The sequence below is a fragment of the Dietzia maris genome (assembly GCF_014144855.1).
Lineage (GTDB): Bacteria > Actinomycetota > Actinomycetes > Mycobacteriales > Mycobacteriaceae > Dietzia > Dietzia kunjamensis.
Window position 1 is genome coordinate 1 of record NZ_JAALDN010000058.1, and the last position, 15,075, is coordinate 15,075.

The 15,075-nt window shown below is 69.2% G+C and carries 16 protein-coding genes; 12 read left to right on the forward strand and 4 right to left on the reverse strand.

The annotated features are described in order from the left end of the window. Positions 1–737 (reverse strand): MFS transporter (locus G6024_RS02175; protein ID WP_159147836.1); only part of this gene is annotated, 737 nt, incomplete at its 3' end. A gap of 215 nt (positions 738–952) precedes the next feature. Between G6024_RS02175 and G6024_RS02180 the strand changes: the two genes are divergently transcribed. Continuing rightward, entirely contained in the window at positions 953–2,758 is a 1,806-nt protein-coding gene (locus G6024_RS02180) for an N-acyl-D-amino-acid deacylase family protein (RefSeq protein WP_227022211.1), read from the forward strand. Here G6024_RS02180 and G6024_RS02185 read toward each other — a convergent pair. After that, a complete protein-coding gene (locus tag G6024_RS02185; protein ID WP_132062957.1) occupies positions 2,719–4,128 on the reverse strand; it encodes an MBL fold metallo-hydrolase in 1,410 nt (469 codons plus the stop codon). The two genes, G6024_RS02180 and G6024_RS02185, sit on opposite strands and share 40 nt — an antisense overlap. Positions 4,129–4,308: 180 nt before the next feature. Between G6024_RS02185 and G6024_RS02190 the strand changes: the two genes are divergently transcribed. Together G6024_RS02190 and G6024_RS02195 are read left to right on the forward strand one after the other, a co-directional pair. Then, positions 4,309–4,719: a PPOX class F420-dependent oxidoreductase gene (locus tag G6024_RS02190; RefSeq protein ID WP_132062959.1), complete on the forward strand. Its 411-nt coding sequence runs from the start codon at positions 4,309–4,311 to the stop codon at positions 4,717–4,719. Positions 4,720–4,824: 105 nt separating this feature from the next. After that, complete coding sequence (locus tag G6024_RS02195) at positions 4,825–5,397, forward strand: peroxidase-related enzyme (protein ID WP_132062961.1); 573 nt, start codon at positions 4,825–4,827, stop codon at positions 5,395–5,397. Here the strand turns inward: G6024_RS02195 and G6024_RS02200 are convergent, their stop codons facing one another. After that, positions 5,398–6,120: a superoxide dismutase family protein gene (locus tag G6024_RS02200; RefSeq protein ID WP_132062963.1), complete on the reverse strand. Its 723-nt coding sequence runs from the start codon at positions 6,118–6,120 to the stop codon at positions 5,398–5,400. Between the two features lie 444 nt (positions 6,121–6,564). Between G6024_RS02200 and G6024_RS02205 the strand changes: the two genes are divergently transcribed. From G6024_RS02205 to G6024_RS02245, 9 genes are all read left to right on the forward strand, one after another. Beyond that, complete coding sequence (locus tag G6024_RS02205) at positions 6,565–6,795, forward strand: Flp family type IVb pilin (protein WP_132062965.1); 231 nt, start codon at positions 6,565–6,567, stop codon at positions 6,793–6,795. Positions 6,796–6,954: 159 nt separating this feature from the next. Next, positions 6,955–7,311, forward strand: a complete 357-nt coding sequence (locus G6024_RS02210) for a TadE/TadG family type IV pilus assembly protein (protein WP_235027727.1) — start codon at positions 6,955–6,957, stop codon at positions 7,309–7,311. A 23-nt stretch (positions 7,312–7,334) separates the two neighbouring features. After that, the gene (locus G6024_RS02215; RefSeq protein WP_301162473.1) at positions 7,335–8,243 is read left to right on the forward strand and encodes a pilus assembly protein TadG-related protein; all 909 of its coding nucleotides are present in this window, start codon (positions 7,335–7,337) and stop codon (positions 8,241–8,243) included. A gap of 10 nt (positions 8,244–8,253) precedes the next feature. Then, positions 8,254–8,976: a Flp pilus assembly protein CpaB gene (cpaB, locus tag G6024_RS02220; protein WP_159147838.1), complete on the forward strand. Its 723-nt coding sequence runs from the start codon at positions 8,254–8,256 to the stop codon at positions 8,974–8,976. Further along, positions 8,973–10,205 (forward strand): CpaE/TadZ family protein, encoded by a 1,233-nt coding sequence (locus G6024_RS02225; RefSeq protein ID WP_132062973.1) that lies wholly within the window; start codon positions 8,973–8,975, stop codon positions 10,203–10,205. Before cpaB ends, G6024_RS02225 begins: the two co-directional genes overlap by 4 nt. Then, positions 10,202–11,707, forward strand: a complete 1,506-nt coding sequence (locus tag G6024_RS02230; protein WP_132062975.1) for a TadA family conjugal transfer-associated ATPase — start codon at positions 10,202–10,204, stop codon at positions 11,705–11,707. The genes G6024_RS02225 and G6024_RS02230 overlap by 4 nt, the downstream gene beginning before the upstream one ends. Next, a complete protein-coding gene (locus G6024_RS02235) occupies positions 11,704–12,648 on the forward strand; it encodes a type II secretion system F family protein (protein ID WP_096906554.1) in 945 nt (314 codons plus the stop codon). Before G6024_RS02230 ends, G6024_RS02235 begins: the two co-directional genes overlap by 4 nt. Positions 12,649–12,717: 69 nt before the next feature. Further along, positions 12,718–13,626 carry a type II secretion system F family protein gene (locus G6024_RS02240; RefSeq protein WP_227022205.1) on the forward strand — a complete coding sequence of 303 codons (909 nt, stop codon included), beginning with the start codon at positions 12,718–12,720 and terminating at the stop codon, positions 13,624–13,626. A gap of 1 nt (position 13,627) precedes the next feature. Continuing rightward, entirely contained in the window at positions 13,628–14,281 is a 654-nt protein-coding gene (locus G6024_RS02245; RefSeq protein WP_132062977.1) for a prepilin peptidase, read from the forward strand. Here G6024_RS02245 and G6024_RS02250 read toward each other — a convergent pair. Continuing rightward, a complete protein-coding gene (locus tag G6024_RS02250; RefSeq protein WP_159147840.1) occupies positions 14,245–15,072 on the reverse strand; it encodes a TspO-related membrane protein in 828 nt (275 codons plus the stop codon). The two genes, G6024_RS02245 and G6024_RS02250, sit on opposite strands and share 37 nt — an antisense overlap. Positions 15,073–15,075 lie beyond the last annotated feature (3 nt).

A 15,075-nucleotide genomic window follows, 5' to 3' on the forward strand; every position in this document is an offset into this window, starting at 1 on the left:
GCCCCGTCGGCGCCGGCGTGAGCGGGCGCAGCCGCAGACGGTGCAGACGGCGCGGCCGTCGGCTCGACCCCCGCGGACGCCTCGTAGTCGCGGACGATCCGCTCGGCCTCGTCGACGCGGCCCGTCGATTCCAGGTAGCGCACCGATTCGGGCAGTCCGAATCGCACGACCAGCGCGTACGCGGCCGGGATGATCCCGATGGCCAGGGCCCACCGCCACCCGTCGTCGCCGACCGGCACCACGAAGTAGCCGATGAGGGCGGCCATGATCCAGCCGACGGCCCAGAACCCCTCGAGGATCACCACCACCCTGCCGCGGATCCGGCGGGGCGCGAACTCGCTGACCAGGGTGGACGCCACCGGCAGCTCGGCGCCCAGGCCCAGGCCGACGATGAACCGCAGCACGATGAGCATGGCGATGCCGGTCGACAGGGCCGCCGCGCCGGTGGCGAGGCCGTAGACCAGCAGGGTGACGGCGAAGACCTGGCGTCGACCGATCTTGTCGGCGAGCAGTCCGCCGAGGGCGGCGCCGATCGCCATCCCCACGAACCCGATGGACCCGACCCAGGACAGCTCGGTGGGCGAGAGCGACCAGTGGACCGCCAATGCCGCCATGACGAACGAGATGAGGCCGACGTCCATGGCATCGAGTGCCCAGCCCACGCCCGAGCCGAGCAGCAGCTTGCGGTGCTTGCGGGTGAACGGCAGGCCGTCCAGGCGCTCCGTGCGGGTCGTCATGGCGGCCACGCTACTCGGCATCCCTGACATAGCCCGGTGCCAACCCGGGCTGGACATGGACGAATGTCCGAGTAGCCTGGGAGCAGCTGTGTTCCACATCACATCAAGAGGAGTTCCTCGTGAGCATCACCAAGAACGCCGATCGCGCCGATCGCGCCGATCGCGCTGAGAACGCCGAGAAACCCAGCCCGGGCGGGACGGACTTCGACGTCGTCATCCGCGGGGGCACGGTCTTCGACGGCACCGGCGCCCCGGGCGTCCGCGCGGACGTCGGGATCAGGGCCGGTGTCGTGGCGGCGATCAGTCCCGCGCCGCTGCCCGTCTCGCCCGGCACGCGGGTCGTGGAAGCCGAGGGGCGGTGGGTGACGCCCGGGTTCGTGGACACCCACACCCACTACGACGTCGAGCTGCTCGTCTCCCCGGGCCTGGGCGAATCCGTCCGGCACGGGGTGACCACGGTCCTGGTGGGCAACTGCTCCATCTCGGGCGTGTACTCGGGCGCCGTCGACGTCGCCGACCTGTTCAGCCGCGTCGAGGCCCTGCCCCGCGACTCGGTGCTGGCGGCGCTCGAGCAGAAGAAGACCTGGTCGGGCCCGGCGGACTGGCGGCGCACGGTCGAGAACCTGCCGCTGGGGCCCAACGTCGCGTCGTTCCTCGGCCACTCCGACGTCCGCGCCTCGGTGATGGGGTTGGGCCGGGCGACCGACCCCAAGCAGTTTCCCAGCCTCGACGAGTTGCGCAAGATCGACCGCCGCATCAACGCCGCTCTCGACGAAGGCTTCCTGGGCGTGTCCACCATGACCAATCCGTGGGACAAGATGGACGGCGACCGCTACCGCTCGCGGACCCTGCCCTCCACGCACGCCTCGTGGGGCGAGTTCCGGCGGATCAGCCGTCTTCTTCGTCGTCGTGACCGGGTCCTGCAGGGCGTGCCCAACCTCAACACCAAGGTCGACGTGGCCTTCTACGCCGCCACCAGCACCGGGCTGTTCCGCAAGCCCCTGCGTGTCTCGCTGCTGGCCGCCGCCGACACGCTGGCCGAGCCGTGGGTCAACCGCATCTTCCGGCCCATCGCCTTTGCCGCCAACACTCTGGGTAAGGGCAAGTTCGTGTGGCAGCACCTGCCCACGACATTCAAGGTGTGGGCCGACGGGATCGACCTGGTGGTGTTCGAGGAGTTCGGCTCCGGCCGCGAGGCACTGCACCTCGTCGACGAGATGGCCCGCACCGACCTGCTCGAGCAGGAGAGCTACCGGCGCTGGTTCCGCCGCGACTTCGAGAAGCGCTTCAGCCCACGCGTGTGGCACCGGGACTTCGACGACGCGCTCATCGTGGCCTGCCCCGACGAGTCACTGGTCGGCCAGACCGTCGGCGACGTCGCGCGCGCCCGGAAGCTCCACCCGGCGGACGCCTACCTCGACCTGGTGGTGGAGTACGGCACCGACTTCCGGTGGACCACCACCATCGCCAACGCGCGGGAGAAGGTCGCCAACCGGCTGGCGCGGACCCCGGGCGTGACGATCGGTTTCTCCGATGCCGGCGCGCACCTGCGGAACATGGCGTTCTACAACTTCGGGATCCGTCTGCTCGAGCGCGTGCACCGGGCGCAACTCAAGGGCACGCCGTTCCTCACCACCGGGGAGGCCGTGTACAAGCTCACCGGCGAGCTGGCGGATTTCTACCGCCTCGACGCCGGGCGCCTGCAGGTGGGCGCGCGAGCGGATGTGGTGGTCGTCGACCCGTCCGGGCTCGACGGCGAGTCCCTCGAGTACCACGAGGAGGCCATGGACGAGTTCGGCGGGATCCGCCGGATGGTCAACCGCAACGACCGGGCGGTTGCGGCGACGATCATCGGCGGCCACGTGGTGTGGTCCGACGGTCAGTTCGCCCCGGGCTACGGCTCCGAGTTCGCGGCGGGCCGGTTCCTGCCCGCGGGCGAGGCCGTGGCACCGCGCCCGTTGGCGGCGCCACGGCCGGCCGGTCACTCCGTGGGCATCCCGGCGTCCTCCCAGGCGGAGTAGCTGCCCTCGAGCTCGGTGACGTCGTAACCGACGCTGCGCAGTGAGCTGGCGACCACCGAGCTGCGGGTGCCGGACTGGCAGTAGGTGACGATCTTTCCCGAGTCGGGCAGTTCGTCGCGCTCCCACATCACCTGGCCACCGTGCAGCTGGGTGGCGTCGGAAACGTGGCCGTCGGAGTACTCGGAGGTGGCGCGGACGTCGAGCACCATGGCGTGCTCGTGGGACTCCAGGTCCTTCGGGTCCACGGTCTCCGGGCGGAACGTGGGCAGTCCGTCGGTGGAGGTGACGTACCCGCGCGTGGTGTCGACCCCCACCCGGATGACGCGGCGCCGCAGCTCGTCGGCCTCCTCGGCGTCTTCGGCGAGGAAGACCAGGCCGCGGGTGTCGGACTCCGGGTCGATCGCCCAGCCGGCGTAGGTGCCCGCCTGGCCGGCGGGGAGGTTGATGGCGCGGTCGACGGTGCCGTCGTGGACGTCGTCGGCGGGGCGGGGGTCGACGACGACGAGGTCACCGGATTCGATGCCGGAGGCCACCTCCTGGGCAGGCAGCTCGTGCAGCTCCGTCAACGGATTGCCGAGCACGGAGGGGCCGTCCCGGTTCTCGCGCTTCATCCGCCCGAAGTACGCCGGCGCGTCGGGCTGGCCGTCGAGGAGTTCGGAGATGAAGCCCTCCTCGTCGTCGTTCTCCACGTACTCGGGCCACCACGCGAACTTCCGCTCGTAACCCACCGAGCTGGAGGGCAAGGCCCCCAGGGACTTGCCGCAGGCCGAGCCCGCGCCGTGGGCCGGGAACACCTGGACGTGGTCGGGCAGGGTGAGGAAGCGCTCGCGCAGGCTGGCGAACAGCTGCTTGGCGCTGTCGACGCGGGTGTCCTCGTCGTTCGACGCGTTGCCGCCGGTGGTCTCGTCGAGCAGGTCCGGTCGGCCGAGATCGCCGCAGAACACGAAGTCGCCGGTGAGCGCGTAGCCGGGCTCGTCGGCGAACGCGCCGTCGGTGACGAGGAACATGAGGTGCTCGGGCGTGTGGCCGGGGGTGTGCACGGCCTTGAGCTGGACGTTGCCGAGCTCGATGGTGTCGCCGTCGCGGAGCCGCTCGCCCTCGAAGCCATAGCGCCAGTCGTCGCCGCCCTCGTCGGAGAGGTAGACGGTGGCGCCGGTCGCGGCGGCCAGTTCGCGGGTGCCGGACAGGTAGTCGGCGTGGATATGCGTCTCGGTGACCTTGACGATGGTCATGCCGTGCTGGTCGGCCATCTCGAAGTAGGGCCGGAGGTCGCGGCTGGGGTCCACGACGATCGCTTCGCTGCTGCTCTGGCAGCCGATGAAGTAGCTGGCGTGGGCCAGGTCGTAGTCATAGATGCGTTCGAGAAGCATTGTGCTGCGTCCCTTTTCGGTGGGGGAACAGGTACATCAGCCACCGTAAAACCCTGCGGGGTATCTGGCTACCGGTCGGGGACCGTGCCGGGCCGTTCCGGTGCGCACGTCCGGTGGCGCGACGATCTGGTCTGCGCACACTGGATAAGGACCGCACACCCGACGGGAAGGACCCCTGCCGTGCCCGATTCCCACCTGGACGATGACACCCGCGCCGTCCTGCTCGCACCCAACCCCGCCGTCATGGCGACGCTGCGCAAGGACGGCTCCCCGGTCACCGTGCCGACCTGGTACCGGCTGGTCGAGGGCGACCGGATCCACCTCAACCTCGACGCCGGCCGCGTGCGACTGCAGCACCTCCGGCGCGACCCGCGGGTGGCACTGTCCGTCATCGCGTCCGAGGACTGGTACACCCACGCGAGCATCCAGGGGCGGGTCGTGGAGATCGCCGACGACCCGGACCTGTCCGGCATCGACGCCCTGAGCACGCACTACACCGGCGAGCCGTACCCGGTGCGCGACCGCGCCCGCGTGGACGCGTGGGTGGAGATCGACCACGTCCACGTGTGGGGGCAGCTCCGCGAGTCCTGAGCGCGGGTGACCCGCTCGGGGGCGGGCCCGCCGATCGCGTCCGGCGGCCCCCCGCGCGTCCTACGCTGAGGCGACTTCTCGCCCGTCTACGCCCCGGAGCCCTTCATGTCGGACCGCTACCCCCTCGCCGAGCTCAACGACCTGCCCGATGACCTGCGCGAGCGGATCCTCGCCGAGCAGGAGAAGGCCGGGTTCGTGCCCGAGGTGTTCCTGATGTTCGGGCGCCGCCCCGCCGAGTCGCGGGCGTTCTTCGCCTATCACGACGCGTTGATGGAGCGCGAGGGCAACCTGTCCAAGGCGGACAAGGAGATGATCGTGGTGACCATCTCCGGGCAGAACAGCTGCCTGTTCTGCGTGGTGGCGCACGGGGCGATCCTGCGGATCGTCAAGAAGGCGCCGTTGCTCGCCGACCAGCTGGCGGTGAACTACCGCAAGGCCGACCTCACGCCGCGCGAGCGGGCGATCTGCGACTTCGCGACCAAGGTCAACCTGCACTCCGACAAACTGGGCGACGCCGACTTCGCCGCCCTGCACGAGCACGGCCTCGACGACGAGGACGCGTGGGACATCGCCGCGATCACCGGGCTGTTCGGGCTGAGCAACCGGCTGGCCAACGCCACCGACATGCGCCCGAACCCGGAGTTCTACCTCATGGGCCGGGTGTCGCGGCAGAAGTAGTCAGTTCTGCTCGGTGACGACCCCGCAGGCGGCGCGGCTCCCACCGTCGCCGGCGTTGCGCGTCTCCTCGTCGGCCCCCTCGGGCGCGTAGCGCTCGGGAATGTTGGCGAGGTTGTCGGAGTTCTCGTGGACCATCACCGCCGAGCCGTCCTCGTCCAGGAGCAGGTCGCGGTCCAGGCGGTCGGTGAGCGTGACGATCCGGGCCGTGCCGTCCTCGGTCACGTAGAGGGTCGGCAGGTCCCCGGCGTGCTCGGGGTGGCCGGCTTCGCCGCCGGGTCCGGCCAGGTGGCCGCCGGCGGAGAGGAACGCGCCCCGCTCGCCCGGCTGGGTGGGGTTCTCACTGTCGGGCTCGCATAGGCCCGCGCCGTGGATGTGCAGGCCGTGAAAGCCGGGCTCCAGATCGGTCGCGTTGACCGTGATGAGCGTGCCGCCATCGGCCTCCGCGAACTCGGCCATACCCCGCGATTCACCCTCGGGGTTCACCAGCTCGGCGGTCGCGATCGCTTGGCCGCCGGCGTTCTGACCGGACGTCTGCGCGGTGGTGTCGGAGGTACTGGTCTCGGACGTATTGCCCGCGCCGTCCTGTGGCGTGACGTCACCCCCCGCCGCTGGAGAGTCCTCTCCGGTGCCGCATGAGGCCAGCAGGAGCGCGGCGGCGGACAGGGCCACGAAGGTCGAACTCCTCCGGGCGCGGCGGGCGGTGGACACGGTGCGTGCGGTCATCAAGAACCTCCTCGGACGGCGTCGTGAGGGTGACGGTACCGAGACGGACCCGACGTGCAACCGCGTATGCGGCAGGCGTTTTCGCTGGCAAATCACACACCGGTGGCTCCTACCACAAAGTAAGAAGTCACTTGCACTCCTTACTCAGCTGCCGTTCACCTCGCAGCCGCGCTAACGGACCGACGTCCTGATGCCGAGCTCGAGCGGGCAGACCAGCGCCTCCGAGACCCGTTGCGCTGGTCACTATCTCGCGGGGCGCAGGCCCGCGAACACGGCAAATGCGCGCCTCCTATGAAGTTCATCACGCAAACATATCTGAACGCTTGCACAACCTGAGAAGCGGGTGCATACTCTTCTCAGCCCCATCACAGACTGTTCCGACAGCCGAGGGGCGCCCCTCCCCCTCGAGCCACCGGCTCAATCCCTCGCAAGAAAGGGTTCAACATGAACCAGGTTTATGCCCTCATGGTCACCTTCCAGGCGTTCCTCGATGACCGCTTCGAGAACCGCAAGGACCGCGGCGCTACCGCTGTCGAGTACGGCCTGATGGTCGGGCTCATTGCCGTCGTGATCATTGCCGCCGTGATCGCTCTCGGCGACAACCTCAACGAGATGTTCACGGGCGTAAACGACGCGCTGCCCGTTGGCGAGGGCGAGGGCGAGGCCGGTCTGTAAGCCGTAGGAAACTGCGCCGGCGCGGCGGTCAACCCTCCGCCGCGCCGGCGCCCCATGACCGGCCGCGTTCCTTCTCGTCCCAGCTCATAACCTGATCCCCCCTCCCCCCCCTCAGGCGCCGCAATGTTCACGCCCTCACGTGACCGCGGAGCAGCAGCAGTGGAATTCGCGCTCGTACTGCCGATACTCCTGCTTCTTGTCCTCGGCATCCTCGAATTCGGTCGCGCGTACCACGTGCAGACCACCCTCTCTAACGCTGCGCGCGACGGCGTCCGAGTCATGGCACTACAGGACAGCACCACTGCCGCCATCTCGGCGACTGAGCTGTCCGCTCAACCCCTAGACCTTTCTGCCGCACGAATTGTCGTTACCCCTACTGCCGGCTGCTCGTCGGCGCTGACCGGCGCCGGGCTCGCCTCGGTCACGATCGAGTACCCGTTCTCTCTGGTCTCGGGATTCCTTCCCATCGACGACTTCACCCTCACTGGGAAGGGGACCATGCGATGCTTCGGTTAGACGAAGATCGTGGAGCGATCGCGGTGTTCATCGCGATCCTCCTCGTTCCTCTCCTCGGCTTCGCCGCCATTTCCCTCGACATAGCGGCGACCCATGCCGAAAGACAACAGCTTCAGACCGGCGCGGACGCAGCTGCGCTCGCGATCGCCCAGGACTGCGCCCGCAAGAACTGCGGTGCGCCGGCCGAGACTGCGCAATCGCTGGCGACGCTCAACAGCAACTCAGCGGCCGCAGTGGCGGACGTCGACCCGATTCCCACCGAGGCATCCGGGCGAGTCACCGTTCGCACGTCCGCGGTCCGACAGCATTGGTTTGCGCCGGTCCTGGGTGTCGACTCGACCGAGCTCGCGACGTCCGCCACTGCTGGCTGGGGTTCCCCGACGGGCGGCACATCGGCTCTTCCGATGATCTTCTCTCTCTGCGATTTCAACAAGTACTCGGTGGACGGGCGGCCATCGGGTCGAGAGCAGGTGATCATCACCACGCCGGCGGGCACGTGCACCGACTCGGTGGACGGTTCCCCCACCTACCTCCCGGGCGGCTTCGGCTGGTTGGAGACCGACGTCAAGAAGAGCTGCAACGCCACCACGCGGATCGGCACCCGAGCCGAGAGCGAACCGGGCAATACGGCAAAGCACTGCGATCTCTCGACTATCCGCGACCGAACGATCCTCGTGCCGATCTTCGACGACGCCGACCCGGATGAGAAGGGCGGCCAGGGAAGAGGCGCCTGGTACATGGTGTACGGCTACGCGGCGTTCACGGTGACCGGATACCACTTCTCCGGCCAGAGCTGGAACCCACCTTGCCGCGGCAATGAGCGGTGCATCAGCGGTTACTTCACCACCGTGCTCCAAGAAGACCCCGACTTCGACTACGGACCGGGTGGCCCCGATCTGGGCGCCGCCGCCGTCGTCCTACTACCCGACTAGTGAGAGCCCAATGAACCGACGTCTCGTCTCCGCCATCGCGGCCGGCGTACTCGCGATCCTCGGCGCAGTGCTGCTCGTCAGCTACGTTAACAATGCCGACAGTCGCGCAATGGCGAACATGGACCCCGTTGAAGTGCTGGTCGTGTCCGCACCCATCACCCAAGGGACACCTGCTGAAGAGATCGCTGCATCGGTGACCACCGAGCGGCTGCCCAAAGCTGCGGTAGGGCCCGGTCCCATCCGGTCGCTCGCGGAGGTGGCCGGCCGTGTCGCCGCGGCCGACCTGCAGCCCGGCGAACAGGTCTTGGGCGCCCGGTTCGTCACCCGACAGTCGCTGGAGCGGTTCGGCGGCATCCCAGTGCCCGAGGGGTATCACTCGGTCACCATTGCGCTCGATGCGCCGCGCATCGTCGGCGGCACGATCACCCCCGGTGACACCGTTGGAGTCTTCGTGACCCTCGGTGACGGGACGACCCGCCTCATTCTCCGGAAAATCCTCGTGACCCGCGTCCAAGGCGGCCTCGGTGCGACTCAACCGAACGAAGGGGTCGAGAACCCCGACGCTGCACCGGTGCCGGACGGTGGTGCCATGATCACGATGGCATTGACCACCGATCAGTCGCTGACCGTAGTCCACGCTGCAGAACACTCAAGTATCTGGCTTTCCCTTGAGGACTCGACCGTGCCTCAGGACGGCACCCCCAAGACCGATTTCAGGGACTTCGCCTCATGAGCCGCATACTGATCGCCACCGATTCCCCCGATCTTCGCGGGAGGGTCGCCACCGCCACCGGCGAGCCGATCTCGGTGATCGCCGGGAGCCCCCTGCCAACTGGCCCGTCACAGCTGTTCCAGCAGCTCGGGCCGGGCGTCGCCATCCCCCAGGTCGTCGTGATTGACGTCGCTGCCGGCCGCAACGAGGCACTAGGGCTCTCGTCCCGCCTCGCCGCCGAGTGCCCCGGCATGGCCGTGGTGCTGGTGAGCGAGCACCCCGACACGTTCGCCCTGGCCGCTCTCCGAGCGGGCGCCTGCGACGTGGTGCATCCCGAAGCCGAGGTCGGCGAGCTCGCCGCGGTGCTCGGTCGGGCCGCCCAGGTCGCCGCCTCGACCGCACCTCAGGGTCCGGGCGACCCCGCCATGAACGGCAGCGCCAGCACGCGGGGCCGCGTCATCAGCGTTGTCTCCCCTAAGGGCGGAGTGGGCAAGACGACCGTCGCCACCAACCTCGCGGTCGGCCTCGCCCGGACAGCCCCTCTCTCAACAGTGATTGTTGACCTCGACGTGCAGTTCGGCGACGTGGCCAGCGCCCTCAACCTGGACCCCGAGCACACCCTCCTCGACGTGGTCCGCGGCCCGGCCGTCCAGGACTCCATGGTGCTCAAGACCTTCCTCACCCAGCACCAGACCGGCCTCTACGCCGTGTGCGGGCCGACCTCGCCCGCCGACGCCGACGACATCACCGCCGCCGACGTGGCCCAGCTCCTGCAGACCCTTGCCTCGGAATTCCGGTACGTCGTGGTGGACACCGCTCCCGGACTCGACGACCACGCCCTCGCCGCGATCGACCAGGCCGACGAACTGGTCACGCTGACCAGCCTCGACGTGCCCGGAGTGCGCGGGCTGCGCAAGGAACTGAACATCCTGCGCGACCTGGGACTGAATCTCGAGAAGCGGCACGTCGTGGTGAACTTCGCCGACCCCCGCAGCGGGCTCACCAAGGCCGACGTCGAAGCCACCATCGGCACCGGCGTCGATCTGGTGCTCCCCCGCAGCAAGGCGGTTCCCGTGTCGGTCAACCAGGGAGTCCCCCTCCTGCAGAGCGACGGCCGCGATGCGATGGCCAAGCAGCTGCGCAAGCTGGTCGACAGGTTCACCCCGGCGCCCATGCGCCCCACCGCGACCGCCGTGCTGACCGCCGAGGGTGGTCGGCACCGACTCCGCCGGAAGCGAGTGAAGGCATGAGCCTGTCCGAACGCCTCCGCGCGGCCCGCGTCGCCCCGGGAGCCACCGGCACCGACGCGCCCGCGTCCGACGCCGCATCGTCGGCCTCCGCCGCGCCACCATCCACGCCGACCGTGGTCGCCCCGACGGGGACGACGACGAAGCCGGCCACTGCCACCAACACTCCGTCCACGAAGACCGCGGGGAGCACACCCGCCGACGATCCCACTGTCGATCCGCTGGTCGCCCTCAAGGAGCGCGCAGCCAGCGCCCTGTTCGAGCGCATCGGTGCTCGCCTGAACAACCCGTCGCTCACCGAGGAGCAGCTCCACGCCATGGTGCGGAGCGAGCTCAACAAGGTCGTCGAAGACGAGACCGTCCCACTCACCAGCGACCAGCGCGTGCGCCTCATCACCGACGTGCAGGCCGACGTGCTGGGTCACGGCCCGCTCGAGAAGATGCTCGACGACCCGGAGATCACCGAGATCATGGTCAACGGCCCCGACATGATCTTCGTCGAGCGCGCAGGCCAGCTCACCCGCCATCCCTCCAGGTTCGCTTCAGAGGAGCACCTCCGTCAGGTCATCGAGCGGATCGTCTCCCGCATCGGCCGCCGCGTCGACGAGTCGTCCCCGCTGGTCGACGCCCGACTCGCCGACGGCTCGCGCGTCAACGCCGTTATCCCGCCGCTGGCCGTTAACGGCTCCTCGCTGACCATCCGGAAGTTCTCCAAGGATCCGTTCAAGGTCCACGACCTCATCCGGTTCGGCACCCTCACCCCGGAGATGTCCGAACTGCTGCAGGCCTGCGTGGAGGCGCGGCTCAACATCATCGTCTCCGGAGGCACCGGCTCCGGCAAGACCACTCTGCTCAACGTCCTGTCCTCGTACATCCCCGAGGGCGAGCGGATCGTCACCATCGAGGACGCCGTGGAGTTGCAGCTCCAACAGGATCACGTGGTCCGTCTCGAGTCCCGCCCGGCCAACATCGAAGGACGCGGCGAGATCACCATCCGCGAACTCGTGCGCAACTCCCTCCGCATGCGGCCCGACCGCATCGTCGTCGGCGAGGTCCGCGGCGGGGAGACGCTCGACATGCTCCAGGCCATGAACACCGGTCACGACGGCTCGCTCTCCACCGTCCACTCTAATTCGCCACGTGACGCCATCGCCCGACTGGAGACCCTTGTCCTCATGGCCGGCATGGACCTTCCCCTGCGCGCCATCCGCGAGCAGATCGCCTCCGCCGTCGACGTGATCATCCAGCTCACCCGGCTCCGCGACGGCACCCGCCGCGTCACCGCCGTCACCGAGGTCCAGGGCATGGAAGGCCAGACCGTCACCCTGCAGGACGCCTTCCTCTTCGACTACTCCGCCGGCCTCGGCCCCGACGGCAAGTTCCTCGGCAAGCCCCAGGCCACCGGCGTCCGGCCTCGCTTCACCGACCGGTTCAACGAACTCGGCATCACCCTGTCCCCACGGGTGTTCGGCGCGACCACCGAGAACCCCGGATCCATCCGATGAGCCAGACGCTGCTGTCCCCCGCGGGGTTCGCGATCGCCGCCCTCACGCTCGCGCTGCTCACGGGCGGCTACCTCATCCTCTCTCCCGCGCCGGGGCGGATTCCCCGGGAACGCCGACGGCCCGGCATGGCCGAAGGACCCGGACCGATCAGCCGCGCGGCCACCGCCGCCACCGAGGCAATCGATTCCCTCCTGCGCCGCCGCGGGACCACCGGAGCCGGCCAGCTCGAACGCGCCGGAGTCCGCATGGGGCTCCAGGACTACGTCTTCCTCGTCGTCGTCGCCTCGATCGTCGCGTTCGCCCTCGGCCTCATCCTCGTCGGTCCGCTGATGGGCACGTTCCTGGCCCTTCTCGCGCCCGCAGGTGGCTACGCCCTTCTACAGATTCTCGCTTCTCGCCGTCGCGCCAAGTTCGCCGACCAACTCGACGATTCCCTGCAGCTCATGTCCAGCAGCCTGCGCGCCGGACACTCCATGCTGCAGGCGCTGGCCTCCGTCGCACGCGAAGCCGAACAACCTACGTCCGAGGAGTTCGCGCGGATCATCAACGAGACCCGCGTCGGCCGCGACCTCGGCCCCGCCCTCGAGGAGACCGCCAACCGGATGGGCAGCCAGGACTTCGTGTGGGTCACCCAGGCCATCGCGATCAACCGCGAGGTCGGCGGCAACCTCGCCGAGGTTCTCGACGCCGTGGGCCACACCATCCGCGAACGCAACCAGATCCGCCGGCAGGTGGCAGCGCTCGCCGCCGAAGGGAAGCTGTCGGCGTACGTCCTCATGGCGCTGCCGTTCGGCATCGGCGGGTTCCTGTTTATCTCCAACCCGTCCTACATCGGCGTGCTCACCCAGAGCCCGCTCGGCTGGGGGATGATCGCGGCCGGCGTCGTGATGCTGACCATCGGCGGCATCTGGCTGAGCAAGGTCGTCCGTATTAAGTTCTGACAGGGTCGGCCCCTCCCTCAGGGCCGCCCCTCCTCCCCCTACCCTCTCGCCCCTCGAAAGGAGCCCCGCGTGAGTTCACTGCCCGCCGCGGTGGCCGTGTTCGTCCTCACCGCGTCGATGTTCATGCTTGCCTTCGCGGTATTCGCCGGCCGTGACACCGTCCGCGCGCGCACCGTCGCCAACCTCCGCCGGGGGATCGACGAGGGATACGCCGCTGCACCCGTGGACCTCACGGGGGTCGACGACGACGACTCCCGCAGTCGCCTGTACGAGTTCGCCCGCCGACTCACGCCGGCAGGCACCATCCGCAGGCTCGAGAGGCTGACCATCCGTGCTGGCCGACCCACGGGCTGGTCACTCCAGCGGCTGGTGGTCGCCAAGGTCGTCCTGCCGCTCGTCGTGATCCTGCTGGGCCTCATGCTGTTCCGCGCCAGACCGGAGCCGCTCCTTCTGCTTCTTGTCCTGGGCACGACGGCGGTCTGCTACTTCCTGCCCGAGCTGCTCCTGAGCAGCCGCAGCCAGGAGCGCAACGACGAGATCCAGCTCGAACTGGCCGACACCCTCGACCAGATGACCATCGCGGTCGAAGCCGGCCTCGGCTTCGACGCCGCCATGGCCCGCGCCGGCCGCAACGGCACCGGCCCGCTGGCGCAGGAGCTCATCCGCACCCTGCAGGAGATCCAGGTGGGCCAGCTACGCCGCACTGCCTACGAGTCGCTTGCCCTGCGGACCGATGTGCCCGACCTGCGGCGCTTCGTCCGGGCGATCATCCAGGCCGACGCCTACGGCATCTCCGTTGCCGATGTCCTGCGCACCCAGGCGAGCGAAATGCGAGTCAAGCGTCGCCAGCGCGCAGAGGAAAAGGCTCAGCAGGTGCCCGTCAAGGTGATCTTCCCGCTCCTGACGTGCATCCTGCCCGTATTGTTCATCGTGCTGCTCGGACCGACCGTGATCAACATGATGGAGGCGTTCTCCTGACATGCTCTCTGTGATCGCCGTGGCGTCGGCCGTCGTATCCGGCGGGGTTGCGGCGGCGCTCGGGCGGTGGATGCGCTCCCTCGCCGAATCCGATTCCCGGTGGCTGCGCAGTGGACTGCACGTGGTGCTGGCGGCGGCCGGCGGGTTCGGCGCCGCGTACCTGGCTCTGGGGTGGGCCGACCTAGTGACGTTCGCCGCGCTCGCCGTGGGGTGCGCGCTCCTGATCGCTATCGACCTCGCGGTCTTCCGAATGCCCGACAAGATCGTCCTGCCCCTGTACCCCATGGTGTTCGGCGGTCTTACAGTGACGGCCGCGATGTTCGATGTCTGGGGTTCGCTCGGTCGGGCTGCCGCCGCCGCGGCCGCGCTGCTCGCGTTCTATTTCGTGCTGGCGCTCATCAATCCGTCCGGTCTCGGCCTGGGGGACGTCAAACTCTCCGGCGTGCTCGGCGCGTTCCTCGGCTGGTTCGGCTGGCCCGCCGTGGTCGCCGGGACGTTGGCCGCGTTCGTCATCAACGCCACCGTCGCACTCGTGCTGCTGGCCGCGGGTCGGGTGGGGGCCAAGAGCGGTATCGCGTTCGGCCCGGCCATGGTGATTGGCGCGGTCGTCGGCGCCGCCTACTGGGCCGTGCGCTCTGCGGCGTTGGCAGGCTGAGCCGCCCCGCGCGGCTGCCGCTTGCCGACCGTGAGTCTCCGGACGAGTGCGACCACGACCACCACGACCGACGCGATCGACGCCGTCCACACCAGCGCGGCCGATTCGTGCTCGCCCGAGGTGCGGCCGTACGCGACCCACGCCAGTCCCCAGGCCGTCGCCAGCGCCGGCGGTATGCGCCCGCCACTGATAAGCGCGGTCGCCACGCCGACAGCCGCGGCCACGACGATGCCGACGATCCCGAACGGCACCCCGGTCACCACCTCGACGCCTTCGCTCGCGATCCACGCGTAGGTATTGGCGAAGAACGCCACCGACGCCCAGCCCAGGTACAGCCCGAACGTGCCGTCGGTGACCACGGTCTCGACCACCCCGCCGATGCGCGGCGCGCCGAGAATGAACATGATGCGGATCAACACCGCCAGCAGCAGCACGATCACGATCACCGAGCCCAGGATCAGCTCGAGTTGCACCGCCCAGACCCACGCGGCGTTGAGCAACACAGAGGCCAGAGCCCACGGCCGCAGCGCCGCCTGCCGAGCGGAGCGCCGCGCCACCGGGGTCAGCTGCCAGATCGCGTACGCGGTGAGCCCGAGATAGATCACGCTCCAGATGCTGAACGCCGACCCGGCGGGAGCCACTGGCGTCGCGTCGGCGGACAGGACACCGCCGGCGGCCTCGGCGATCGGCGTCCCGCCCAGCGCTCCGCTGCCGATGAACGCCGCGACGATCGCGGCGGCGGTCCCCAGCAGGGTGATGATGGGCAGCGCCCAGCCGGTGGGGGCGCCCAGCTC

Bases quoted from the DNA above. Each gene is read 5' to 3' on its own strand.
- G6024_RS02195 (WP_132062961.1), top strand. From the start codon at position 4,825: ATGTCGGACCGCTACCCCCTCGCCGAGCTCAACGACCTGCCCGATGAC.
- G6024_RS02245 (WP_132062977.1), top strand. From the start codon at position 13,628: ATGCTCTCTGTGATCGCCGTGGCGTCGGCCGTCGTATCCGGCGGGGTT.
- G6024_RS02225 (WP_132062973.1), top strand. From the start codon at position 8,973: ATGAGCCGCATACTGATCGCCACCGATTCCCCCGATCTTCGCGGGAGG.
- G6024_RS02205 (WP_132062965.1), top strand. From the start codon at position 6,565: ATGAACCAGGTTTATGCCCTCATGGTCACCTTCCAGGCGTTCCTCGAT.
- G6024_RS02230 (WP_132062975.1), top strand. From the start codon at position 10,202: ATGAGCCTGTCCGAACGCCTCCGCGCGGCCCGCGTCGCCCCGGGAGCC.
- G6024_RS02235 (WP_096906554.1), top strand. From the start codon at position 11,704: ATGAGCCAGACGCTGCTGTCCCCCGCGGGGTTCGCGATCGCCGCCCTC.
- G6024_RS02200 (WP_132062963.1), bottom strand. From the start codon at position 6,120: ATGACCGCACGCACCGTGTCCACCGCCCGCCGCGCCCGGAGGAGTTCG.
- G6024_RS02185 (WP_132062957.1), bottom strand. From the start codon at position 4,128: ATGCTTCTCGAACGCATCTATGACTACGACCTGGCCCACGCCAGCTAC.
- cpaB (WP_159147838.1), top strand. From the start codon at position 8,254: ATGAACCGACGTCTCGTCTCCGCCATCGCGGCCGGCGTACTCGCGATC.